The sequence below is a fragment of the Glutamicibacter soli genome, assembly GCF_003309065.1.
In the GTDB taxonomy this organism is placed as follows: domain Bacteria; phylum Actinomycetota; class Actinomycetes; order Actinomycetales; family Micrococcaceae; genus Glutamicibacter; species Glutamicibacter soli.
In genome coordinates, this window is record NZ_POAF01000002.1 from 44,317 (window position 1) to 66,169 (window position 21,853).

At 64.2% G+C, this 21,853-nt stretch carries 23 protein-coding genes; 3 read left to right on the forward strand and 20 right to left on the reverse strand.

The annotated features are described in order from the left end of the window. Positions 1–4: 4 nt before the first annotated feature. The 18 genes from miaB to dapA form a co-directional block, all read right to left on the reverse strand. Positions 5–1,534: a tRNA (N6-isopentenyl adenosine(37)-C2)-methylthiotransferase MiaB gene (gene miaB / locus C1H84_RS03785; protein ID WP_113606591.1), complete on the reverse strand. Its 1,530-nt coding sequence runs from the start codon at positions 1,532–1,534 to the stop codon at positions 5–7. Between the two features lie 64 nt (positions 1,535–1,598). Further along, positions 1,599–2,435, reverse strand: coding sequence for a regulatory protein RecX (locus C1H84_RS03790; protein WP_113606592.1), 837 nt, complete (start codon positions 2,433–2,435; stop codon positions 1,599–1,601). 59 nt (positions 2,436–2,494) lie between these two features. After that, entirely contained in the window at positions 2,495–3,547 is a 1,053-nt protein-coding gene (gene recA / locus C1H84_RS03795) for a recombinase RecA (protein WP_047121153.1), read from the reverse strand. Between the two features lie 234 nt (positions 3,548–3,781). Further along, positions 3,782–4,045 carry a DUF3046 domain-containing protein gene (locus C1H84_RS03800; protein ID WP_202605637.1) on the reverse strand — a complete coding sequence of 88 codons (264 nt, stop codon included), beginning with the start codon at positions 4,043–4,045 and terminating at the stop codon, positions 3,782–3,784. Positions 4,046–4,107: 62 nt separating this feature from the next. After that, entirely contained in the window at positions 4,108–4,521 is a 414-nt protein-coding gene (locus tag C1H84_RS03805) for a helix-turn-helix domain-containing protein (protein ID WP_047121151.1), read from the reverse strand. A 195-nt stretch (positions 4,522–4,716) separates the two neighbouring features. After that, positions 4,717–5,199, reverse strand: a complete 483-nt coding sequence (locus C1H84_RS03810) for a CinA family protein (RefSeq protein ID WP_053797709.1) — start codon at positions 5,197–5,199, stop codon at positions 4,717–4,719. A 79-nt stretch (positions 5,200–5,278) separates the two neighbouring features. Beyond that, complete coding sequence (gene pgsA / locus C1H84_RS03815; protein WP_053797708.1) at positions 5,279–5,887, reverse strand: CDP-diacylglycerol--glycerol-3-phosphate 3-phosphatidyltransferase; 609 nt, start codon at positions 5,885–5,887, stop codon at positions 5,279–5,281. A gap of 5 nt (positions 5,888–5,892) precedes the next feature. After that, positions 5,893–8,919 carry an FtsK/SpoIIIE family DNA translocase gene (locus C1H84_RS03820; RefSeq protein ID WP_113606593.1) on the reverse strand — a complete coding sequence of 1,009 codons (3,027 nt, stop codon included), beginning with the start codon at positions 8,917–8,919 and terminating at the stop codon, positions 5,893–5,895. A gap of 99 nt (positions 8,920–9,018) precedes the next feature. Next, entirely contained in the window at positions 9,019–9,930 is a 912-nt protein-coding gene (locus C1H84_RS03825; protein WP_113606594.1) for an ABC transporter substrate-binding protein, read from the reverse strand. Beyond that, positions 9,927–10,694 (reverse strand): ABC transporter permease, encoded by a 768-nt coding sequence (locus tag C1H84_RS03830; protein ID WP_113606595.1) that lies wholly within the window; start codon positions 10,692–10,694, stop codon positions 9,927–9,929. The genes C1H84_RS03825 and C1H84_RS03830 overlap by 4 nt, the downstream gene beginning before the upstream one ends. Continuing rightward, entirely contained in the window at positions 10,691–11,389 is a 699-nt protein-coding gene (locus C1H84_RS03835) for an ABC transporter permease (protein WP_053797705.1), read from the reverse strand. The genes C1H84_RS03830 and C1H84_RS03835 overlap by 4 nt, the downstream gene beginning before the upstream one ends. After that, positions 11,386–12,219 (reverse strand): ABC transporter ATP-binding protein, encoded by an 834-nt coding sequence (locus C1H84_RS03840; RefSeq protein WP_113606596.1) that lies wholly within the window; start codon positions 12,217–12,219, stop codon positions 11,386–11,388. Before C1H84_RS03840 ends, C1H84_RS03835 begins: the two co-directional genes overlap by 4 nt. Before the next feature lie 237 nt (positions 12,220–12,456). Next, the gene (locus C1H84_RS03845) at positions 12,457–12,861 is read right to left on the reverse strand and encodes a TM2 domain-containing protein (RefSeq protein WP_082124108.1); all 405 of its coding nucleotides are present in this window, start codon (positions 12,859–12,861) and stop codon (positions 12,457–12,459) included. A gap of 162 nt (positions 12,862–13,023) precedes the next feature. Further along, positions 13,024–13,506: a hypothetical protein gene (locus C1H84_RS03850; protein WP_146955852.1), complete on the reverse strand. Its 483-nt coding sequence runs from the start codon at positions 13,504–13,506 to the stop codon at positions 13,024–13,026. Between the two features lie 46 nt (positions 13,507–13,552). Then, positions 13,553–14,050: a hypothetical protein gene (locus C1H84_RS03855; RefSeq protein ID WP_113606598.1), complete on the reverse strand. Its 498-nt coding sequence runs from the start codon at positions 14,048–14,050 to the stop codon at positions 13,553–13,555. Between the two features lie 187 nt (positions 14,051–14,237). After that, positions 14,238–14,972: a hypothetical protein gene (locus tag C1H84_RS03860; protein ID WP_146955854.1), complete on the reverse strand. Its 735-nt coding sequence runs from the start codon at positions 14,970–14,972 to the stop codon at positions 14,238–14,240. 249 nt (positions 14,973–15,221) lie between these two features. Beyond that, positions 15,222–16,889, reverse strand: coding sequence for a ribonuclease J (locus tag C1H84_RS03865; RefSeq protein WP_424572653.1), 1,668 nt, complete (start codon positions 16,887–16,889; stop codon positions 15,222–15,224). 58 nt (positions 16,890–16,947) lie between these two features. Continuing rightward, a complete protein-coding gene (gene dapA, locus C1H84_RS03870) occupies positions 16,948–17,859 on the reverse strand; it encodes a 4-hydroxy-tetrahydrodipicolinate synthase (protein WP_047121140.1) in 912 nt (303 codons plus the stop codon). A gap of 67 nt (positions 17,860–17,926) precedes the next feature. On the opposite strand from dapA, the gene C1H84_RS03875 reads away from it, so the two are divergent. After that, positions 17,927–19,114 (forward strand): heparan-alpha-glucosaminide N-acetyltransferase domain-containing protein, encoded by a 1,188-nt coding sequence (locus C1H84_RS03875; protein WP_113606599.1) that lies wholly within the window; start codon positions 17,927–17,929, stop codon positions 19,112–19,114. Between the two features lie 99 nt (positions 19,115–19,213). Here C1H84_RS03875 and C1H84_RS03880 read toward each other — a convergent pair whose 3' ends face one another. After that, complete coding sequence (locus tag C1H84_RS03880) at positions 19,214–19,669, reverse strand: tetratricopeptide repeat protein (RefSeq protein ID WP_047121139.1); 456 nt, start codon at positions 19,667–19,669, stop codon at positions 19,214–19,216. Beyond that, positions 19,666–20,424, reverse strand: coding sequence for a 4-hydroxy-tetrahydrodipicolinate reductase (dapB, locus tag C1H84_RS03885; RefSeq protein ID WP_047121138.1), 759 nt, complete (start codon positions 20,422–20,424; stop codon positions 19,666–19,668). Before dapB ends, C1H84_RS03880 begins: the two co-directional genes overlap by 4 nt. A gap of 192 nt (positions 20,425–20,616) precedes the next feature. Between dapB and C1H84_RS03890 the strand changes: the two genes are divergently transcribed. Both C1H84_RS03890 and C1H84_RS03895 read left to right on the forward strand, forming a co-directional pair. Then, positions 20,617–21,021 carry a hypothetical protein gene (locus C1H84_RS03890; RefSeq protein WP_146955856.1) on the forward strand — a complete coding sequence of 135 codons (405 nt, stop codon included), beginning with the start codon at positions 20,617–20,619 and terminating at the stop codon, positions 21,019–21,021. A gap of 48 nt (positions 21,022–21,069) precedes the next feature. Then, positions 21,070–21,852: an alpha/beta fold hydrolase gene (locus tag C1H84_RS03895; RefSeq protein ID WP_052772612.1), complete on the forward strand. Its 783-nt coding sequence runs from the start codon at positions 21,070–21,072 to the stop codon at positions 21,850–21,852. Position 21,853: the final 1 nt, after the last annotated feature.

Consider the following 21,853-nt stretch of genomic DNA (forward strand, 5'->3'; position numbering starts at 1 on the left):
CAAGCTAGCTGCGCACCTTCAGGGTCGGCATCCCCAAGTTGGTGCGTCCCGGCTCGCTGCTGGCGCCGGGAGCCGGCACGCCGCAGCTGTCGGCCTGCGAGCGGTCCCAGGCATCCCCTGCCCGTGAACGGCGCAACTGGTATTGCTCCGCGGTCGGGTCAGAAACCAGGTGGAAGGCGGCTACTTCGGTGATCGGCAAGGTGACCAGGTCGCCGGGGCGCGGCGTCTGGGCGCCCTCGGGAACCGAGAAGTGCACGAGGCGCTGATCCTGCGAACGGCCGGAGAGCCGATGGGTCGTTTCAGCCTTGCGACCGGCATGCTCGGTGACCATGACCTCGACGGTGCGTCCCAACTGCTTGGCGTTTTCCTCCTTGGCAATCCGGTCCTGCAGTGCAGTCAGTCGCTCGTAGCGTTCCTGGACAACGGCCTTGGGCAGTTGCTCGTCCATGGTCGCCGCCGGCGTGCCCGGGCGCTGGGAGTACTGGAAGGTGAATGCCGAGGCAAAACGTGAAGCTTCCACGACGTCCAAGGTGGCTTGGAAGTCTTCTTCGGTCTCTCCGGGGAACCCGACGATGATGTCGGTGGTGATCGCCGCATGCGGGATGCGCTCGCGCACCTTGTCCAGGATTCCGAGGAATTTCTTTGAACGGTAGGAACGGCGCATCTGCTTGAGCACGCGGTCCGATCCGGACTGCAGCGGCATGTGCAGCTGCGGCATGACATTCGAAGTTTCGGCCATGGCTTCGATGACGTCGTCGGTGAATGCCGCCGGGTGCGGGCTGGTGAAACGCACGCGTTCAAGGCCTTCGATTTCACCGCAGGCGCGCAGCAGCTTGCCAAAGGCCAGACGGTCGCCGAATTCGACGCCGTAGGAGTTCACGTTCTGGCCCAGCAGCGTCACTTCGATGGCGCCGTCGTCGACAAGTGCCTGGATTTCGGCAAGGATCTCCCCCGGCCGACGGTCGCGTTCCTTGCCGCGCAGGGAAGGAACAATGCAGAACGTACAGGTGTTGTTGCAGCCAACCGAGATCGACACCCAGCCTGCGTAGACGGACTCCCGGCGGGTGGGCAGCGTCGATGGAAAGACTTCGAGGGATTCGAGGATCTCCAGTTCGGCCTTCTTGTTGTGCTGGGACCGGTTCAGGAGTGCCGGCAGCGAGCCGATGTTATGGGTTCCGAAAACCACATCAACCCAAGGAGCCTTCTTGAGAATGGTGTCGCGGTCTTTCTGCGCCAGGCAGCCGCCGACAGCGATCTGCATTCCTGGCCGGGATTCCTTGACCCCCTTCAGGATGCCGAGGTTGCCATACAGCTTGTTGTCAGCGTTTTCACGCACGGCGCAGGTGTTGAACACCACGACGTCTGCGACCTCTTCAGTCAAATCTTCCGGCTTCCGCGCAAGCCCGGCATCTTCAAGCAGGCCGGAGAGCCGCTCGGAGTCGTGGACGTTCATCTGGCAGCCGAAGGTGCGCACTTCGTAGGTGCGCGGAAGGCCTTCGGACTGGGGGCTGGAAATCGGTTGTTGCTCGCTCACCTTATAAGGTTACCGAATCCGCCGGGACCCTGAAACGAAGGCAATCCTCGGCGCGCGACGATCCTCAGTATTGCCCCTCGTGCCGTCCGAAGCGTTCATCCCATTCTTCGCGGGCCACCTTGAAAGCCATGCCGCCGTTATAGCCCTTGCGCCCCAGCATGCCGACCAGGCGCCGCAGCGCCCTGTCCCGGTCCGCTCCCATTGATTCTGGCCGCAGTTTGGCGCGGACCAGTTCCCGTGCGCGCTGCTCTTCGGTTTCGTCGTCGATCTGTTCCAGCGCTTCGGCTGCGGTTTCGTCGTCGACGCCCTTGGTGCGCAGCTCACGTTTGATCGCGCCGCGCGCCAGTCCGCGGGAACGAGCCCTTGCGGCGACCCACGTCTTGGCAAAACGTTCGTCGTCAACGAGGTTGATTTCTGCGTAGCGCTCGATCACCTCATCGGCGATCTCTTCGGGACAGTCCTTGTCAAGGAGCTTGTCCTTGAGCTGTTTCGCGGTTTTGTCGCTGGCCGTCAGTTGCCGCAGCAGGATCCCGCGGGCTTTTTCACGCCATTGGTCGTCGCTGAGTTCGCCGGTTTCCCCTGACTCACGCGCCGCGCGCCTGGCCTCGCGGGCATCCTTGCGCTCTTTCTTGGTGGGCGCCGCCGGAGCCGGAGACGAAAGGATTTCGTACATCGCCGCACGCAGTTCATCGACGCTTTCCGGCTTCTTCTTTTCCTGTGCCGGGAGGCTGGCGATGATCCGGCGGTTGGTTGGTGCCAACGTGTCGGAGGAAGCCTTCCTTGCGCCGGCTTCGCCGGTGCCCGGCTTCGCCGGTTGGGACGCTTCTGGCTCGGCCGGGTCTGGCCGGGCCCACTCGGGCATGTCTTCCAGGTCTCCCTGAAATTCATTGGAAACGGACATAGCGTCCGACCCGGAATTGAATCCGGATCGAACGCTACGTCGTTTGAAGCCTGAGCTCACTACTGATCGCCCTCGACGACTCGCAGTTCTGTCTCGTCTTCTTCCACTTCTTCTGCTGGCAAGACGCCGAGCTTCTGCAGGATCTGGCGCTCCAGTTCGGTAGCCAGATCCGGGTTGTCGCGCAGGAAGCGGCGGGCGTTTTCCTTGCCCTGGCCCAGCTGGTCGCCGTCGTAGGTGAACCAAGCGCCGGACTTCTTGACCAGGTTGTGCTCAACACCCATGTCGATGAGCGAGCCCTCGCGGGAAATGCCGTGACCGTACAGGATGTCGAATTCTGCCTGCTTGAATGGAGGCGCCATCTTGTTCTTCACGATCTTGGCACGGGTGCGGTTGCCGACCGGGTTGGTTCCCTCCTTGAGGGTTTCAATACGGCGGATATCGATGCGAACCGAAGCGTAGAATTTCAGGGCTTTGCCACCGGTGGTGGTTTCCGGGCTGCCGAAGAAGACACCGATCTTCTCGCGAAGCTGGTTGATGAAGATCGCGGTGGTCTTCGAAGCCGAGAGGCGGCCGGTGATCTTGCGCAGCGCCTGGGACATCAGTCGGGCCTGCAGACCCACGTGGCTGTCACCCATTTCGCCTTCAATTTCCGCACGCGGCACCAGAGCGGCCACGGAGTCGATGACGATGATGTCCAGCGCGCCGGAGCCGACAAGCATATCCATGATTTCCAGAGCCTGCTCACCGGTGTCCGGCTGGGAAACCAGCAGGGCGTCGGTGTCCACGCCAAGCTTCTTGGCGTATTCGGGATCCAAAGCGTGTTCAGCATCGATGAATGCTGCAATGCCGCCGTTGCGCTGGGCGCTTGCCACGGCGTGCAGTGCAACGGTGGTCTTACCGGAGGATTCAGGACCGTAGATCTCCACGACACGACCGCGCGGAAGTCCGCCAATGCCCAGAGCCACGTCCAGCGCAACCGAACCGGTAGGAATTACTTCAATGGGAGCGCGGGTTTCATCACCCAGGCGCATGACCGAGCCCTTGCCGAAGGCCTTGTCGATCTGGCCCAGGACAGACTCAAGTGCCTTTTCCCGATCATTATTTGCTGCCATGGTTCACCTTTGCTCATGCAAGCCATTAATCGACCTGCTCACGATTTCTTGTCCTGCATTAGACAGTATGAGCGCCTACCGACACTTTGGACCCGTGGATCCGGTAAGTGTGGACAAACTCAGAGTTTAAGTTTTCGCGGGCGGTGTTCCGCCTCGTTCACAAACGATTCTATCCGAATAGATGTTCGAAAATCAATGTGGATGTTTCGAATACTCGAAACTGCCCGCCGTTGTCTAGGACTGCTTGGGCTCGATATCTACACCAAGCCAGCGGTCCACCGGCACATCCTGCGCACGGCACAACGCTTCCCACACCTGCTTCGGCTTGATGCCTTTCTTCAGGGCATCGCTCGCTGTCAGGCTGTCCAATTCGGACAGGGCCATGGTATCGGCCAGAACATGGGAATATCGCTGGCCGAATTCATTCTCCATGTTCCGCCAGAAGTCGCTAAGTCTCACTGGAATATCCTCCCACGAATGAGGCGAGGGCCCACGCATTTGCGTGGGCCCTCGCCCGTCGGACCACCCACCTACCGAGGCCTGGTAAGTAGTGGTGAAGCTTAGACCGAGGCCAGCGGCTTGTCGTTGCGGGTTGCAGCGAACTCGTTGGCCATATCGGTTGGAACGGTGTCCGGGATCGCGATGCCTTCGGCCAGTGCGACGCGCTCGGATACTTCGCGCAGCATGAGCGAGAGCGGAATCTCCAGTGCGGAGCAGATGGAGGAGAGCAGCTCGGAGGAAGCTTCCTTCTGTCCACGCTCGACTTCCGACAGGTAGCCCAATGAGACACGGGCGCTATGGGAAACCTCGCGGAGGGTTCGGCCCTGGCGCTGGCGGACGTCTCGCAGGACGTCACCGATTTCATGACGGAGTACTACCATTTTGTGCTCCTCCTTCACGGGCTGGACCATATGGGCTTCTCCCATATCGCGCCAACGGACAACACCATTGACTGTGACGGGTTGCTTGACCATAAATTTAGCCTTTGCTCCTAGGTCCATCTCGAAGATCTGTTCATAACGGGGGCCGTCCTTGCAGCCCTACAATTCGTACAACGGCATGTCATTCGAATTTGTTCCCGTGCTATCACCCTAATCATAAATTTGCGACGTACGCCACAAATCGATGATTCATTGCGGAAATTCCCGGGAAAAGTAGTATTCCGCTCTTTACTGTGAAGAAGCTTTACCCAATATGGCAGCCAGCTGGTTGATGGCTGCGTTGGTGCTCTGCTCGCGGATCTGCGCGCGGTCCCCCACAAAATGGTGCTCCCTGGCTCCGGACTCGCTTCCGGACGCCCAGCCGATGTACACGGTGCCCACGGATTTGCCGTCATGCGGTTCGGGGCCGGCGACACCAGTGGCCGAAACGGCAAGATCCGCCCCGCATGCTCGCTGGGCTCCCACTGCCATCTGGCGTGCTACCTCGGGATCAACGGATCCCTTTTCCGCCAGCAGCTTCTGGTCCACGCCCAGCACCGAGGCCTTGACGTCGCTGGAGTAGCTGACCACCCCGCCGCGCAGCACCGCAGAGGCGCCCGGCACCTCGGCCAAGGTGGCAGCGATCAGCCCGGCGGTCAGTGATTCGGCGGTGGCAAGCTGGAGCTTGTGCTCGCTGGCCATGGAAATCACCGCTGGTGCCTGGTGCCTCATGTGTCACTCCCCTGGATATGGATGGTGCGCACGGGAATGTCTCCGATGCGCACCGATGCTCGTCGGTTGCCGGAATGCGCTAGTTCTGTGCGTTCTTCTTGTACGCGCTGCGCAGGGCGATGGCCTTGAAGATGTACTCGACACCAGTCACCACGGTTACCGCCACGGTCAGCAGCATCAGGGCCCAGGCCACCGCGTGCAGCCAGCCGACGGTATGGGTCAGTGGCAGCAGGTACAGCCCGATGACCACAGCCTGCAGCACGGTCTTGATCTTCCCACCCATGTTCGCGGCGATCACGCCGTAGCGGATGACCACCACGCGCAGCAGGGTGATGCCCCATTCGCGCACCAGGATGGTCACGGTGACCCACCATGGGAGCTCGGCCAGGATGGACAGGCAGACCAGCGCCGAGCCGGTGAGCAGCTTGTCCGCAATCGGGTCGGCGATCTTGCCGAAATTGGTGATCAGCCCGCGGCTGCGGGCCAGGTCGCCATCCAGCTTGTCGGTGTACATGGCCACCACGAAGATGGCCAGCGCCACCCAGCGCCAGGTGCCCTGGGTGCTGTCGTCCGCAAACAGCGCCCAGATGAAGAACGGAACCATGATGATGCGGATCGTGGTCAGCACGTTGGCGATGTTCAACGTCGGCACCGGATTCGGCGGCTCGTGCGAAGCTTGCTCACTCATTCGGGTCAGTTTCTCCCTGTCAGGTCCCAGGCGTCCTCGCCGGAGCCCTCGTCGTCGGAGCCGTCGAAGTAGTCGACGGCCTGCGGCCGGTCATCCAGGTCCTTGGCAACCAGGTCCTCGGCAAATTCTGCCACCGGATCCGCGTGGTTCACATTCGCCTCGTCCACCAGCGCCTGCTCGGCGGCGGTGGCCTGCGTGCTGGACGGATCGTCGCCACGCATGGCGGCCAGCACCATCGGCAGGTCGTCCGGCTTGATGAGCACGTCGCGGGCCTTGGAGCCCTCCGACGGGCCCACTACGCCGCGCGACTCCATCAGGTCCATCAGGCGGCCGGCCTTGGCGAAGCCCACACGCAGCTTGCGCTGCAGCATCGAGGTGGAACCGAACTGGCTGGTGACCACCAATTCGGTGGCCTGCAGCAGCAGCTCCAGATCGTCTCCGATGTCCTCGTCGATCTTCTTCTTTTCCGCGACCGGCATGACGTCGTCGCGGTATTCGGGCTGCAGCTGGGCCTTGACGTGCTCCACCACGCGGTGGATCTCCGACTCGGTGACCCAGGCGCCCTGCACGCGCATCGGCTTGGAGGTGCCCATGGGCAGGAACAGGGCGTCGCCCTGGCCCAGCAGCTTCTCCGCGCCCGGCTGGTCGAGCACCACGCGGGAGTCGGTGACCGAGGAGGTCGCGAACGCCATGCGCGATGGCACGTTGGCCTTGATCAGGCCGGTGACCACGTCCACGGACGGGCGCTGGGTGGCCAGCACCAGGTGGATGCCGGCGGCGCGGGCCAGCTGGGTGATGCGGACGATCGAGTCCTCGACGTCGCGCGGGGCGACCATCATCAAGTCGGCGAGCTCGTCGACAATCACCAGCAGGTACGGGTAGGGCTTGAGCACGCGCTTGGAACCCTCGGGCGGGTGCACCTTGCCGGCCTTGACCGCCTTGTTGAAGTCGTCGATGTGCTTGAAGCCGAAGTTGGCCAGGTCGTCGTAGCGGGTGTCCATCTCGCGCACGACCCAGCCCAGCGCCTCGGCAGCCTTCTTCGGGTTGGTGATGATCGGGGTGATCAGGTGCGGCACGCCCTCGTAGGCGGTCAGCTCCACTCGCTTGGGGTCCACCATGACCATGCGGACCTGGTCAGGGGTGGAGCGCATCAGGATCGAGGTGATCATGGAGTTCACGAACGAGGACTTGCCCGCACCTGTGGCGCCTGCCACCAGAAGGTGCGGCATCTTGGCCAGGTTCGCCACGACGAACCCGCCTTCGACGTCCTTGCCCACGCCCATGACCATCGGGTGCTCGGTCTTGCGCGCATTCTGGCTGCGCAGCACGTCGCCCAGAGCCACAACTTCCTTGTCGGTATTCGGGATCTCGATGCCGATGGCGGACTTGCCCGGGATCGGGGACAGGATGCGCACGTCGGAGGAGGCCACCGCGTAGGAGATGTTCTTGGACAGCGCGGTGACCTTCTCCACCTTGGTGCCCGGGGACAGCTCGATCTCGTAGCGGGTCACCGTCGGCCCGCGGGAGAACCCGGTGACCTGGGCGTCGACCTTGAACTGCTGCAGGGTGTTGGTCAGCGCGTCGACCACGACCTGGTTGGCTTCGGAGGCTTCCTTGGCCGGAGGGCCCGGCGGCAGGAAGTCTGCCGAGGGCAGGGTGTAGGTGATGTCCCCGGAAAGCTGCAGCTGCTCGGTGCGCGCAGGGATGGGCGGCTGCGGGGCGCCGGAGAGCCCGGCAGCGCGCGAGGAGACCTGGTCCATGGCGCTGGTGGCGGCTTCAGGCTCGGCCTTCAGCCCGATGCTCTCCATGATCTGGGCCATCTCGGCCTCGGCCTTTGTCGGGCGCTTCACGCCCGGAGGCGGGGTCTGCGGATCCGGCTGGGCGTCCTGGTCCGGTTCGATGTCCACCGCGCGGTGCGCGACGGTCGGGTGCTCAGAGGCCAGCTGCTCCCGCGAGAAGGCCTGGGTGGCCGCCTCGTCGGCGTCGAAGACCTCCGAGGAGCGGTTGCGGTGGACCGCTGGCAGCGAGGTGGTGGCGGCTTCGGCCGGCTCGGCCGAGTCCTCGTCGATGACCGCCTTGTCGTAGGCGACGTCGCCGCTGCGCTCGGAGTCCTCGTGGCCGTCCACGTCGTAGACCTCGGTGACCTTGCGGGCCGCGGCGCGGCGCTCGAAGAAGCCGGGCTTCTTTTTCTTCGGCGCCTGAGTTTCCTCTTCCTGCGGGTAGAGGTAGGACTGGTCGTGGTCCTCGGTCTCGGCGTTCAGCTCGCCGCCGCGGGCGCCAGCGTGCGATGAAGCGCGGGCCGGGCGTTCGGCATCGGGGTCCTGGCCCAGCAGCCGGTTGTAGCCGGCGCGGATGCGCGTCGGGATCTGGGTGATCGGGGTGGCCGTGACGATCAGCAGCGACATGAACACCAGGAAGATGAAGACGGCCATGGCTCCGGGGACCGAAATCAGCAGACCCAGCGGGGTGCCCAGGATGGAACCGGCCATGCCGCCGGCATTCCAGAGCACGTCGAAGTCCTCGGACACCGCCGGCGAGCCATTGGCCAGCGAAGCGATGGAGGACCCGGACAGCGTCATGATCAGCAGGCCGATGCCGATGCGGTTGTTCTCGGTCACCGCCTCCGGGTAGCGGAACAGGCGGAAGGCGCCCACGAAGAGGATGATCGGCAGCAGCACGGCCATGAAGCCGAGCGTGCCGCCGACCACCGCGTGCACTCCGGTTCCGAACCAGCCCGCGTCGCGCAGCCCCCACCATTCGATGATCGCCACGACGATGGCGATCAGGGCGAGGAAGAGTCCCGTGCCGTCGCGCCGCAGCTCGTACTCGGGCTTGACGGTGCCGCCGATGCGTCGGAAGGCGCCACCGAAGATCCGGGCGATGCCCATCCACACGCTGCGGATCATGCGCAGCGGCAGGGGCAGTTCCTGTTCCGGATTTTCGGTGGGTTTCTTGGAGGACGAGGTGCCGGACGCCTTGGGTTTACGCGTCGTTGGCTTCTTCGCCCCCTGAGACTGGGTACGTGGGGCCATGATTCTAGGGTATCGCCCTCCGCTGGGAACGCACCGAATTTACACGTGAACTCGGTGCTCCCCCGGCGCTAGAGAATAATCACGCCCCGTCAGGCAGGCTCAGCCGTTGCTACCCAACCACGCGCTGGCAATGTCCTGCGCGGACTTCTGGTCCACGGTGCTCTGGACATTCAGGTTGACCAGTTCCTCGGCGGAGAGCTTGGCGCTGATCGGGTTGATCACTGCCGCGAGCTCTTCGGACTTGTCGGCTTCGACCACCGGGACCACGTTGGAGGCGAGGAACAGCGCCTTCGGGTCGTCCAGGACCACCAGCTTGTCCGTCTTGATCCGCGGGTCGGCGGTGAACACGTTGGCCACGTTCACCGTTCCGGCGTTCAGGTCTTCCACGGTGGTGTCTCCCGTGGCCGAGAATGCCACGTCGACTCCGTACGTCTTGCTCAGGCCCTTCGGGCCGTAAGGCCGCTCGGCCAGCTCCGGCGGACCTCCGAGAGTGAGCTTCTGCGACACCTTGGCCAGATCCTCGATCGACGAGACGCTGTTGTCCTTGGCGAACTTCTCGGTGACCGTGTACGAATCCTGGTCCGAGGCCTGGGCCTGGTCCAGCACCGCCAGGGAGTCGGGCAGCGCCTTGCCGAGCTCGTCATACACGTCTTCCGACGCGCGGGCTGAGGTTTTCGGCTCGAAATACTGCAACAGGTTGCCGGTGTATTCGGGCATGATGTCGATGCTGCCGTTCTCCAGCTGCGGCATGTACGCATCGCGCTGCCCGATGTTGAACTTCCGTTCCACGGTGAAACCTGCCTTCTCCAGCGCCTGGGCGTAGATCTCCGCGATGATCTCATTCGAGTAGTACGCCTGCGAGCCCACGACCACGCTCTTGTCCGATTCCCCGGAGGCTCCGGCGCTTGGCTCGTTGGCCAGCGGATCGCTGGAACCGCATCCGGCCAGCGCCAGCATTCCGGCCAGCGCCAGGACCGAGGCCGCCCGGGCCTTGTGCATTGGGAACTTCATGTTCGCGTCCTTTCAACGGGGCGATCTATCTGTAACTCAAGGGTGTTTCCGTTACCCGCGCCGTGCCCGCCGGGTGCGTCGCGGTCCCCGGCACGGGTGCTGCGCAGCCCGCGGGGAACCGACATCTTCTGGGCCAGGGCCATCAGCAGCTCCAGGATGAGCGCGAGCGCCGCGACCAAGAGCGCGCCGCCGAGCACCATGTCGTAGCGCCTGAGGTTCAGGCCGGTAATGATCGGCAGGCCCAGTCCCCCGAGGTTGACGTAGGCGGCGATGGTGACGGTGGCTGCCACCTGCAAGATGGCCGAACGCAGGCCGCCCACCAGCAGCGGCAGGCCCAAGGGAATCTCGACCTTGGCCAGGATCTCGCGTTCGGTCATGCCCATGGCGCGGGCGGCGTCGATGGTTTTGCGGTCGATGGATTCAAGCCCGGTATAGGCGCCGGCCAGAATGGACGGGATGGCGAGCAGCACGAAGGTGATGACCGCGGCTTCCGGCTTGTGCAGCACGCCGGCCAGCAGCACCAGCAGGATCAGCAGTCCGAAGGAGGGAACGGCCCGGGCCAGCCCGGAGACCGCCACCGCGATTTCGCGGCCGCGTCCGGTATGGCCGATGGCCCAGCCGGCGGGGATGGCGATGACCGCGGCGATCGCGACGGCGAGCGCCGTGTACATCAGGTGCTGTCCGAGCAGGAGCAGCAGCGAGTTCGGCCCGCCCCACTGGGCGGGGTCGGTGAGCCAGGTGAAGGCTTCGCGCAGCAGGTTCATCGGGTGCCCACTGCCTGCGGGGCGCGGTTCCGTGCGCGGCGTGCGCGCCGTGCGCGCCGCGGCTGCGCGGCGGTCCATGGCATAAGCCAGCGCCCGGCCAGCACCAGCAGCAAGTCGATGATCAGCGCGATCAGCGCCACCGCGAGGACGCCGGCGAGCACCTCGGGGATGATGCGCCGCTGCAGGCCGTTGGTGAACAAGTAACCCAGGTTGGTCACGCCGACCAGGATGCCCACGGTGGCCAGCGAGATGGTGCTGACCGAGGTGACGCGCAGCCCGGCGAGGATCACCGGGCCGGCCAGCGGAAGCTCCACCGCGGCGAAGCGCCGGCCGGGGCCGTAGCCCATGGCCGTGGCGGCCGAGCGGGTCTGCGGATCAACCGAGTCCAGGCCGTCCACCACGCAGCGGACCATGATGGCCAGCGCGTAGATGGTCAGCGCCACGATGAGGTTCGCTTCGCTGATGGCGCTCATTCCGGTGACGACCGGCAGGATCATGAGCAGCGCCAGCGAGGGGATGGTGTAGAGCAGGCCGGTGCCGGTCACCACCAGTCCGCGTAGCGCCTTGTAGCGCCAGGCGGCCCAGCCCAGGGGCAGCGAGACCAGGAAGCCGGCGGCGATCGCCCACAGGCTTTGGCGCAGGTGCTCCAGGGCCAGCGTCCCGATCAGGTCGAGGTTCTCCAGGATCCAGTTCATGCCCGGTCCAGGTCGTTCTCGTCGATCAGGCGTCCCTGGGTCCTGCCCTGGGGGTCCACCAGCACCGTGCCGGTAGGCGTCTGCTTCAGGCGCAGGGCGCGCTGCCCGCGTTCGGCCCCGATGAACGAGGCGACAAAATCGTTGGCCGGCGATTCGATGATCTGGCTGGGGGTTCCCACCTGCAGCTTCCGGGCCTGCTCGGAGAGGATGACCACCTGGTCCCCCAGCAGGAACGCCTCGTCGATGTCGTGGGTGACGAAGATGATCGTTTTGCCCAGCTCCCGCTGCAGCCGCAGCAGCTCCTGCTGCAGTTCGGTGCGCACGATCGGGTCCACCGCGCCGAAGGGCTCGTCCATGAGCAGGATGTTCGGTTCCGGGGCCAGCGCCCGTGCGACGCCGACGCGCTGCTGCTGGCCGCCGGAGAGCTGGTGCGGATACCTGTCGGCCAGGCCGGAATCCAGTCCCACCGTCGCCATCAGTTCAAGTGCCCGGTGGCGGGCCTTGCCGCGGGAAGTTCCCTTGAGCCTGGGTACCGTGGCGATGTTCTCCGCGACGGTGAAGTGCGGGAGCAGCCCGGCGTTCTGCATGACATAGCCGATGCTGCGGCGCAGCTGGACCGGGGACCCGGAGCCGATGTCCTGCCCGTCGATCCTGATGCTCCCGGCGGAGGGCTCGACCATTCGGTTGACCATGCGCAGCAGCGTCGTCTTGCCGCACCCGGAGGATCCGACGAACACCGTGGTGCGGTGCGCTGGCACTTCGAGGGAGAAATCGCTGACCGCCGTGGTGCCGCCCGGGTAGCTCTTGCTGACTGCGTCGAATTCGATCATGGGCGGACACCGTCCGCATCCTGGATCTGCAGCGCACGGTGCGACGCTGGCCTCAGGGGATTCGTCAGGGCGTTCATTTGCCCCATTCTGCCTAATCCGAGGCTTCCTGCACAGTCCCGCTCGCAAATCTTCAGCATTAGTTCAGTTTGTCATCCCAGATCAGGAACGTATAAGTGATCGCAAAAGAATGACCCCGCGAAATTCTCTGCGAGATTTCACGGGGTCATCGACAGCTCTTTAGAAGGACTGCCACTGATCGAGGTAGTCCGGGGCGTTCACGCTGCCGAAACCAATTCCGAGGACCAGCAGAATGATCGAAATGATCCATGCGGTCTTCTTGTGCTCTTCGTACCCGGCCAGACGGTAGCCGTACTTGTCGCGCATGCCGCCGGCAAGGATCAAGATGATGTCCACGATGAGCCAGATGCCGAAACCGCCGAGGGTGATCAGCTTGAGGATTCCGGTGCCGATCTTCCCGAGGTAGAAGCGGTCGATGCCCAGACCTCCGAGGAACCACGAGAGCAGCCACGTTGCAATGAAGCTCTTGTGGCCTTCACCGTTGTTGTGCTGCTCGTAAGGGTTGGACGGATACGAGCTGGTGGAGTTGGCGTAGTAATTCGGCGGGTTTGGCGGAACTGACATGAGGAATCCTCGCGATGCGGTTGATGGTGGTGAGGCGCTGGCCTCGATGAGGATGGGAGACCAATGTTTAAGCACAACTGATCTAGAGATTCCTCGGGATCCACACTAGTGAATAGCGGCATCTCCTACCAACTACACATGGATTCACAACGGGTTGGCCTCTCAGGCCGCTGATTCGGCATTGCGTCCGGACAACCTTGGAGTGATCATCCAAACGCTTGACACGGACAGTGCGAGGTACCCTGCCGCACTCCAGATCCAGAACCCTGCAGGTGCGCCCGGCAAGAGAAGCAGCAATCCGGCGTCGGAAACAAGCATGGTCGCCACGGCCCCGGTGGCCGCCGCACCCCGCGGGGTTGCCGCACTGCCCGGATTCCGGCGACGAGCCTGGAGCACCATTCCAGCGAGGGCGCCCAACCCGGGAATCAGCTCGGCGCCGGCACCGAGCATGGCTCCGTTGGCCAGTGCGCCGAAAGCTATGGCGAACGAATCCGTCGGCCGTCCTGCGGTTGTCGACGTTTCGACCAGTAGACCCCGGTGGTTCAGTATTACCAGCAAAGCGCCGAGCGCTGCGCCGACAAGCACCGTTCCGGCCAGCAAGCGAAGCGAAATCCGTTGAACTTCCGGTGCGGGAGCGTGTGACACGTGGGCAGAATCTTTCCTTGGGCAAATAATATGCTGGTACGGGCTGTCATGTCGCGGGCCCTTGGCTGGCATCCGTGCGGTTCAACACCAGCAGGGTTCCGAAGGCCAAGATGAAGCACCACGCCAGCAGGCCGAAGGTGATGGCGTAGACGAATCCTAGATTTGGTTCCTCGCTGAGAACGGTTGAGAAGATCAGCAATGCGGGAATCAGCCCGCCGGCCATTGAGCCCATGCCACCGGCGGCTGCTTGCTGAAGTACCGTCGCTTCCGGGCGTCGGGCTTCGAGGATTCCCAAGGCCGCATAGGTCGCAGACCACGAGAGTATTCCCAGCGCCAAGCCGCAGAGCATCGCGGCCGGAAGCACCACCAATGCCAGATCCAGGAGGTAGCCGCCATCAAGCATCTCCTCCGGTGCTGTCCCGATGAATTGGGGTCCCCACCAAGCGGCGACGGAAATCGTTCCGGACAGTACCCCGAGGCCCGCGGCTGTCCAGAACAGCCGTTTGCCCATGGTGCCGAGGTCGCGTGCTCGTTGACGGATCATAGGCCAATCCTAGCCCGGGGGCTTCGCGGGCGACGCCGAGGAATCCGGAGATGACGCCTTGTTCCGCAAACCTGCTCAGATTCGACTCGACGAGGCCTGCGGACGGCGCAAAGCCTGCATCTTCCCCTGGCTGGCGGGACGATGCAGGCTTCTGAGCAACCGGTCCGCTACGGCATCGCGGATAAGACTACTTGGTCACGGTCTTGGTTGTGGTGGGCGCGGCCCATGTTGCTGTCGGGATCGTCAGCCTGTAGCTCTTCTTCTTCGGCTGCTTCACGGTAATCTTCGCCGTGCCCTTCTTGAGGTCAACGGTCTTCAAGGTCTTCCAGGTGTTGCCCGACTTCACCTGGAACTTGGCCTTCTTGCCGTTGTACTGGGCGTAGCGGTACTTCTCCGGCGAATAAACCTGTGCCGTGGCCGTCAAGGTGACCTTGCTACCCGAGCGGGTCGCTTTCAGCGTGCTCTTGGTCTTGCCCCGCACATAGAACGTCTTGCTGCTGTAGTCGGTGTAATCGCTGTAGTCGGAGAAGTATTCGCCGAAGTACGAATCCCAGTAGTCGTACTCGGCGAAGATGTCAGCCGGTCCAACCTTGTAGGCACCCAAGCCGTAAAGGCTCGGGCAGACAGAGGCCCTGTCCGATACGCGACGTCCCTCCATCCACAAGGCATCAACCACACCGCCGTTTCGCGTGACGTCGATAATCCCATAGGAATCGACGTAGTCGCCTTTGATCTTGGTGCTGGCAGACACCGGAATATTGCGGCAGCTCGAGTCCCCGACGGTGATCGACGACACCGAATAGCCGGTGATGTCGATCGGGCGTTCGCTGGCCTGCGCCGGAGCCGCGGCCACGGCGAGGGCCCCGACCAAGCCCATCGTTGCCAGCGCGCCCATGGCGCGTGATAGTGCAGTTTTCCTCATGAGGTCCCCCAGAATGCGTGTGAGTGCGATGCCGTTGCGACATCGAGCTCAACAAAGCATCTGGGAGGCATCGGAAATTTTTACTGGTTTTCCCCGGAATATTTCGCCCTGGCTCGACATCACGAATAAATCGTTGGGGTGCGGCCCTTGCCGCGCGACGGACTGGGAGACCCGCGGATCGCACAACGCCGGGTTAAACAGCGGAACCCCGCCCGGGGGCAGGGTTCCGCGGTTCGGTGTTCCAGAAGCCTAGGCTTCGAGCACCACAGGTACGATCATCGGGCGGCGGCGCAGCTTGCGCGAAACCCACGAGCCGATCACGCGGCGCGTGATCTGCTGCAGCTGGTGCGTGGTGTGGTTCGGGTTGTTCGCAACCGCCTCCACGATCGCGGCGGCGATCTTCGGCTTGATCTCGTTGAAGACCGAGTCCTCTTCGGCCACGCCGCGGGCGTGGATGTCCGGGCCGGAGATGATGGTGCCGTTCTGGCGGTTGATCACGGTGATGACCGAGATGAAGCCCTCCTCGCCCAGGGTGACGCGGTCCTTCAGGTCGTCGTCGGTGATGGTGCCGACCTTGGAGCCGTCAACGTAGACGTATCCGCATTCGACCTGGCCGACGAGCTTGGCCACGCCGTCCTTGAGGTCGATGACCGAGCCGTCCTCGGCCAGCAGCACGTTCTCCTCCGGCACACCCGACTGCGCGGCCAGGCGGCCGTTGGCGATCAGGTGGCGGGTTTCGCCGTGCACCGGCAGCACGTTCTTCGGGCGCAGGATGTTGTAGCAGTACAGCAGCTCGCCGGCCGAGGCGTGCCCGGAGACGTGGACCTTGGCCATGCCCTTGTGGATGACCTCGGCGCCCAAGCGCATCAGGCCGTTGATCACGCGGAAGACCGAGTTCTCGTTGCCCGGGATCAGGCTGGAAGCCAGGATCACGGTGTCGCCCGGGTTGATCTGCACCTTGTGCTCGCCGTTGGCCATGCGCGAGAGCGCGGCCATCGGCTCACCCTGCGAGCCGGTGGACATCAGCACGACCTTGTGGTCCGGCAGCTGGTCGATCTGCTTCAGGTCGACCAGTACGCCCGGCGGGATGTCCAGGTAGCCCAGGCGTTCGGCGATGCCCATGTTGCGCACCATCGAGCGGCCGATGAAGGCCACCTTGCGTCCGTGCATGGCCGCGGCGTCCAGCACCTGCTGCACGCGGTGCACGTGCGAGGAGAAGGAAGCGACAATGATGCGGCGGCGGGCGCGGGCGAACTTGGCTTCGAGCACCGGGCCGATTTCGCGTTCGGCGACGGTGAAGCCCGGCACCTCCGCGTTGGTGGAGTCCGGCAGGAACAGGTCCACGCCTTCCTCCCCGAGGCGGGCGAAGTGGCGCAGATCGGTGATGCGGCCGTCCAGCGGCAGCTGATCCATCTTGAAGTCGCCGGTGTGCAGCACGGTGCCGGCCTCGGTGCGCAGGAAGACCGCCAGGGCGTCCGGGATGGAGTGGTTGACCGCGACGAATTCGCATTCGAAGTTGCCGACCTGGGCGATCTCGCCCTCCACCACGATGTTGCTGTTGGCCTTGATGCGGTGCTCGGCCAGCTTGGCTTCGACGAAGGCCAGGGTCAGCTTGGACCCGTACAGCGGGATGTCTTCGCGAAGGCGCAGCAGGTACGGCACCGCACCGATGTGGTCCTCATGGCCGTGGGTGAGCACGAGGCCCACCACGTCGTCCAGGCGGTCCTTGATGTATGAGAAGTCCGGCAGGATCAGATCCACGCCAGGCTGGTGCTCCTCGGGGAAGAGCACGCCGCAGTCCACGATCAACAGCTTGCCGTCGAGCTCGAACACTGTCATGTTTCGGCCGACTTCGCCCAAGCCTCCGAGGGGGACGATGCGCATGGTCCCCTTCTTCACCTTGGCCGGGGTCTGCATGCGTGCAGAATCGGCCTTTCCTACTGAACTCTCAGTCATATGCGGTTATACCCTTTCGTTACAGATCCCATCCGCCTTCACGTAGGTCCGCGCGGATGGCATCGAGTTCTGCGTCCGACGGTGCCAGCAGCGGCAGTCGGACGACGGTGTTCGGCAGGACACCCTGCCAGTGAAGTCCATATTTTGCGGCGACCGCGCCCTGGATGTGGCTCATGATGCCGCGCTGGATCGGGTCCAGCTCGAAGTGTGTAGCGCGTGCAGTGGCCAGATCCCCGGCATGCATTGCATTAACCAGCGTACGGTATTTGGCGGCCGCGACGTGAGCGGAGACCGAAACCACGCCGACGGCGCCCGCGGCCATGAGCGGCAGGGTCAGCCCGTCGTCGCCCGAGTACACATGCAGGTTGGTCTTGGCCAGCACGGTGGTGGTGGACTGGTAATCGGCCTTGGCGTCCTTCAACGCGATCACCTGCGGGATCTTCGCCAGTTCGATGATCGTCTGCGGGGCCAGCGAGATGCCGGCCCGGCCGGGGATGTCGTAGAGCATGATGGGCAGTTCCACGGCTTCGGCGATCGCCTTCACGTGGGCGATGACACCTGCCTGGCTCGGCTTGTTGTAGTACGGGGTGGTGACCAGGATGCCGTCAACGCCGGTTTCCTTGGCGGCCAGCGACAGTGCGATGGAGTGGCGGGTGTCGTTCGTGGTGGATCCGGCGAGCACCGCGGCGCGGTCTCCGACGGCCGCGACTACTGCGCGGAACAGGCCCACGTTTTCCTCGTCGGTCAGGGTCGAGGTCTCGCCGGTGGTGCCGGTGACGACCAGGCCGTCGCAGCCATCGTCCACGAGCTTGGCGGCCAGCTTGGCGGCCATTTCATAATCGACCTCACCAGCGTCGGTGAAGGGCGTGACCATCGCGGTCAGCACCGTGCCAAAGGGGAACGCCTGATTATCAATTGCACTTGTAGCCATGGGATTAAATCTACACTCGCGCCTGTCGCGATGGCATCTTCCGACAATTCCGTGATGCGATAACTCCATGGACCAATCGAGCAAACCGTCACGGCTGCTGGGGGTGGATGCGGCACGTCTTGCCGCCATCCTAGGCATGTTCGCGGCCCACATTTTCAGCCTGTACGAAAGGGGGCCCGAAGGAGCCTACTCCCCTACGTTTACCGGGGCTGTAGCCGCGGGGCGGGCTTCGGTTTTGTTCATGGTTTTGGCCGGAGTTTCGCTGACGCTGCTGACGCGTTCGCTAGCGCGCAGGGGCTTTTCCAACCCCAAGGTTTACTCAGTCCTTGCCCTGAGAGCATCAATTATTGCCGTGCTCGGAATGCTGATTGGACCGTCAAATGAAGGCATTGCGGTCATTTTGGTTCACTATGGCCTACTTTTCCTGTTGCTTCCTCTGGCCCTGAGGCTCTCAAGAACAACAATTTGGGTAGTCTCAGCCCTATGGCTGCTGATCATGCCTATACTGTGGCGGCCCTTGGCGCACGCCTGGGAGGGCCAGACGCTCGGGCACAACCCGACCTTTCTCGACCTGCTCACCCCAGAGCTGCTGCTCAAGGACATCTTGGTCACCGGCTACTACCCGCTGATGGTCTGGGTCGGATTCGGGCTGCTGGGCATCGCGCTGGGGCGCACGTCCCTGGCTTCGCCGGCGACCGCCGCAAAGCTCGCCGCAGGCGGGGCGGCGGCGGCCCTTACGACGCTCGCGCTCGGCTGGGCGGCTACGAGCCGGTTTACCGAGCAGATCGCAGCCGCCGTACGGATCCCCCTGGACGACGTGGGCGCACTGGTGGCCGCCGGCCGTCTGCCGCGAGTCAGCCTGGATCCGTTGTTGGCGGACCCCTCCTACATCTGGCTGCCCACCGCGCACAGCACCTCACTGGTCTTCACCCTCCATGCGGCCGCCTGCGCCGTCACGGCGATCGGCCTGATGCAGCTGGTCGTTCCGTTGCTGGGCCTGGTGGGCTGGTTCCTTGCCGGGGCGGGACGGGCCCCGTTGACGCTGTACGCGGGGCATATTCTGGTCCTGCCCCTGATGCAGGACTACCTGCCGCCGATGGCGATCTGGTGGATCCTGTGCGCGGCTACCGCGGCGCTGGGGCTCTGGCTCGGATTCACCAAGTCCACCGGCCCTCTGGAATACGTGGTGCGGGTCCTGAGCGGCGCCGACTCCGAGCCACCCGGCAGGGGCGCTTCGGCCCCGCCGTCCCGCTGAGCCGGTGGCGCCGGCTCCCGACGAACACCCAAAAGATCCCCGCCTTCCTTGGTCGAGGAAGACGGGGACCTGTGCTGTCGTAGGCAATGCGCCGCAGGATTAGACCGCTCCGGTCTTCTGCTCCTGGCGCCAGAAGCCGATGGACGTGCGCATCGAGTTGCGCGCCCGGCGCTTGTCGCCGCAGGCCTCGTAGGCCAGGGCCAGACGGTACCAGGACTTCCAGGACTCCGGGTTTTCCTCCACATCGCGTTGGTGGTTGGGGAAGTCGGCATCCGCGGCTTCACGCACGAACCGTCCCGACGGCATGCGCGGCAGGTCCTCGGGCAGTTCGCCCAGCGTGGCCAGGGTCTTGCCCATGGCTTCGGTGCGCAGTCCGAACAGGACTTCGCGGATCAGGATCCAGACGCCGAACGCGGGAACCACCAGAATGGCGACACCCATGATCTTTGCCGTCAGCGAATCGGTACCCATGAAGCGGAACGCCTGGGTGAATGCCATGCCGATATACAGGGCGAAGAGAATGAGGATTCCGCCGACCCAAAGTTTTGTTTTCACTGGCCCAGCTCCAGGTAACCGTCCAGCCCGTAGGTCAGTCCCGGGCGCGAGGCCACGGTGCGCAAGCCCAGCAGCACGCCTGGCATGAAAGAGGCGCGGTCGTAGGAATCATGGCGCAAGGTGAGCTGCTCACCCGGACCGCCGAGCAGGACTTCCTGGTGGGCGACCAGGCCGCGCAGGCGCACCGAATGCACGTGGATGCCATCCACCTCGGCTCCGCGAGCGCCGTCCAGCTGGGTTTCGGTGGCATCCGGGCTCGGAGCGACGCCTGCGGCCTCGCGGGACTTGGCAATCAGCTCGGCGGTGCGCACGGCGGTGCCGCTGGGTGCGTCGACCTTGTTCGGGTGGTGCAATTCAATGATTTCCACCGATTCGAAGTACTTGGCGGCGGTGGCCGCGAACGCGCTGGCCAGCACGGATCCCAAGGCGAAGTTCGGGGCGATCAGCACGCCGTTCTCGGGGTGCTCGGCCAGGAGCGCTTCGAGCGCAGCGCGGCGCTCGTCGCTCCACCCGGTGGTGCCGACCACCGCATGCAGCCCGTGTTCGATGGCGAAACGCACGTTCTGCTCGGTGGAGGCGGGGACAGACAGATCAACGATGTGGGTGGCTCCGGCATCGATGATCTGCTGGAGGTCGTCCCCTCGCCCCAGGCTCGCTACCAGTTCCATATCTGCTGCGTCGGTGACGGCCTTGACCGCTTCCGAGCCCATACGTCCGGCCGCGCCGAGCACGGCCACCTTGATCTGTGCACTCATGCCTTTAACCCTATCGCCAACAAAGGTGTGCGATGGATTTGCGTGACGCGCAGCTCAACTGGATGCACCGCAGGGCGCTGCCGCTGTGTTTCTGCGGACACTGCGGGCCCGTGCGGTGGGGTTGCTTGGTTTTCCCGCGCAGGCTAGGCCAAGATGAGTGCAGGCACATCACGATCGACAGGCATGGACTCAGTGGGGCAAACAATCAAGCGAATCGGATTCAGCGCGCTTTCGGTGCTGGTATTGGCATGTGGAACTACCGCCTGCGGGGCTGCCAGCGAACCTGACGCCCTGGCCGATGACCAGCAGCAGGCCATCGTCGACCTGGTCCAGGATCACGGCACTGACTTCACCGCGCCGTCGTGCCAGGTCGAGGTCTTCCGCATCGGGGATCCCGCCACCTTCGGCTGGGCAACCTGCACAGAGACGCAGGGCCCGGGCCCCGCGCCCGCCACCCAAGCCGCCTCTTTCCCGTTCAAGATCACCGGGGACACGGTTCAGAAACCCGAAGACGGCGATCGGTACCTCAAAGACGTGCACGAGATGTTTCCCGAGGACCTGTGGTCCGCGCTCGAACAGCGCCACCGCGGAGCCTGAGTGCCGCACAACCCAGCCCCGTCATTTCTGACACCACGAAAGGCCACCGTGAGGCACGAATACTTCGGAGTACTGCCCGAGTCCCTGAAAACCCGGCTGTCGGTGCGCATGGCGGGACAGGGACCCGATGTGGTACTGATCCACGGGCTCGGCGCGTCCAGCCGGTATTTCACCCCGCTGGCCAACCTGCTCGCCGCCGACCACCGCGTGATCGTTCCTGAACTGCCGGGGCATGGAAAGAACATGGACGACGGCAGACCGGTCACGGTGGCCAGGTTTGCCCACGAGGTAGCCCTGGCGCTGCGACAGCTCAAGGCCGAGAACGTGGTGCTGGTAGGGCATTCAATGGGAGCCCAGGTGGCCATCGAAATCGCGCGCTCCTGGCCCGGTCTGGTCAAGCACCTGGTTGTCGCCGCACCGGCAGTTAACGACCGGGAGGACACCCTGTTCCGGCAGACCCGGCGCCTGCTGGAGGACTTCCCGAACGAGTTGAATTCGGTCAAGGCAATCCTTGCGGTGGACTACCTGCGCTGCGGCATCCCGTGGTGGGCCAAGAGCTGCCGGGAGATGCTGGATTATCCGACCATCGACCTGCTGGGCACGGTCCGCTGCCCGGTGGATGTCGTGTGCGGCACCAGAGACCCGCTCTCCCCGCCGGAATTCGGGCTGCGGCTCACCGCCAAGGCCCCGGGGTCCCAGCTGACGATCCTGCGCCAGGCCGCGCATGGGTTCAATTTCTCCCATGCGCCGGAGCTGGCAGGAATCATCCGGCGGGCCGGAGCAGCCGGCCATGCAGCTGGGGTCCCCGCGGTTCCGGCCGAAGCTGCCTGAC

Coding starts and splice junctions, on each gene's coding strand:
- pgsA (WP_053797708.1), bottom strand. CDS start 5,887: ATGAGTGAGCAAGCTTCGCACGAGCCGCCGAATCCGGTGCCGACGTTG.
- C1H84_RS03820 (WP_113606593.1), bottom strand. CDS start 8,919: ATGGCCCCACGTACCCAGTCTCAGGGGGCGAAGAAGCCAACGACGCGT.
- C1H84_RS03840 (WP_113606596.1), bottom strand. CDS start 12,219: ATGATCGAATTCGACGCAGTCAGCAAGAGCTACCCGGGCGGCACCACG.
- recA (WP_047121153.1), bottom strand. CDS start 3,547: ATGGCAGCAAATAATGATCGGGAAAAGGCACTTGAGTCTGTCCTGGGC.
- C1H84_RS03800 (WP_202605637.1), bottom strand. CDS start 4,045: ATGCGTGGGCCCTCGCCTCATTCGTGGGAGGATATTCCAGTGAGACTT.
- C1H84_RS03810 (WP_053797709.1), bottom strand. CDS start 5,199: ATGAGGCACCAGGCACCAGCGGTGATTTCCATGGCCAGCGAGCACAAG.
- C1H84_RS03805 (WP_047121151.1), bottom strand. CDS start 4,521: ATGGTCAAGCAACCCGTCACAGTCAATGGTGTTGTCCGTTGGCGCGAT.
- C1H84_RS03790 (WP_113606592.1), bottom strand. CDS start 2,435: ATGTCCGTTTCCAATGAATTTCAGGGAGACCTGGAAGACATGCCCGAG.
- C1H84_RS03835 (WP_053797705.1), bottom strand. CDS start 11,389: ATGAACTGGATCCTGGAGAACCTCGACCTGATCGGGACGCTGGCCCTG.
- C1H84_RS03830 (WP_113606595.1), bottom strand. CDS start 10,694: ATGAACCTGCTGCGCGAAGCCTTCACCTGGCTCACCGACCCCGCCCAG.
- C1H84_RS03860 (WP_146955854.1), bottom strand. CDS start 14,972: ATGAGGAAAACTGCACTATCACGCGCCATGGGCGCGCTGGCAACGATG.
- dapA (WP_047121140.1), bottom strand. CDS start 17,859: ATGGCTACAAGTGCAATTGATAATCAGGCGTTCCCCTTTGGCACGGTG.
- C1H84_RS03865 (WP_424572653.1), bottom strand. CDS start 16,889: ATGCAGACCCCGGCCAAGGTGAAGAAGGGGACCATGCGCATCGTCCCC.
- C1H84_RS03825 (WP_113606594.1), bottom strand. CDS start 9,930: ATGAAGTTCCCAATGCACAAGGCCCGGGCGGCCTCGGTCCTGGCGCTG.
- C1H84_RS03855 (WP_113606598.1), bottom strand. CDS start 14,050: ATGATCCGTCAACGAGCACGCGACCTCGGCACCATGGGCAAACGGCTG.
- C1H84_RS03875 (WP_113606599.1), top strand. CDS start 17,927: ATGGACCAATCGAGCAAACCGTCACGGCTGCTGGGGGTGGATGCGGCA.
- dapB (WP_047121138.1), bottom strand. CDS start 20,424: ATGAGTGCACAGATCAAGGTGGCCGTGCTCGGCGCGGCCGGACGTATG.
- C1H84_RS03845 (WP_082124108.1), bottom strand. CDS start 12,861: ATGTCAGTTCCGCCAAACCCGCCGAATTACTACGCCAACTCCACCAGC.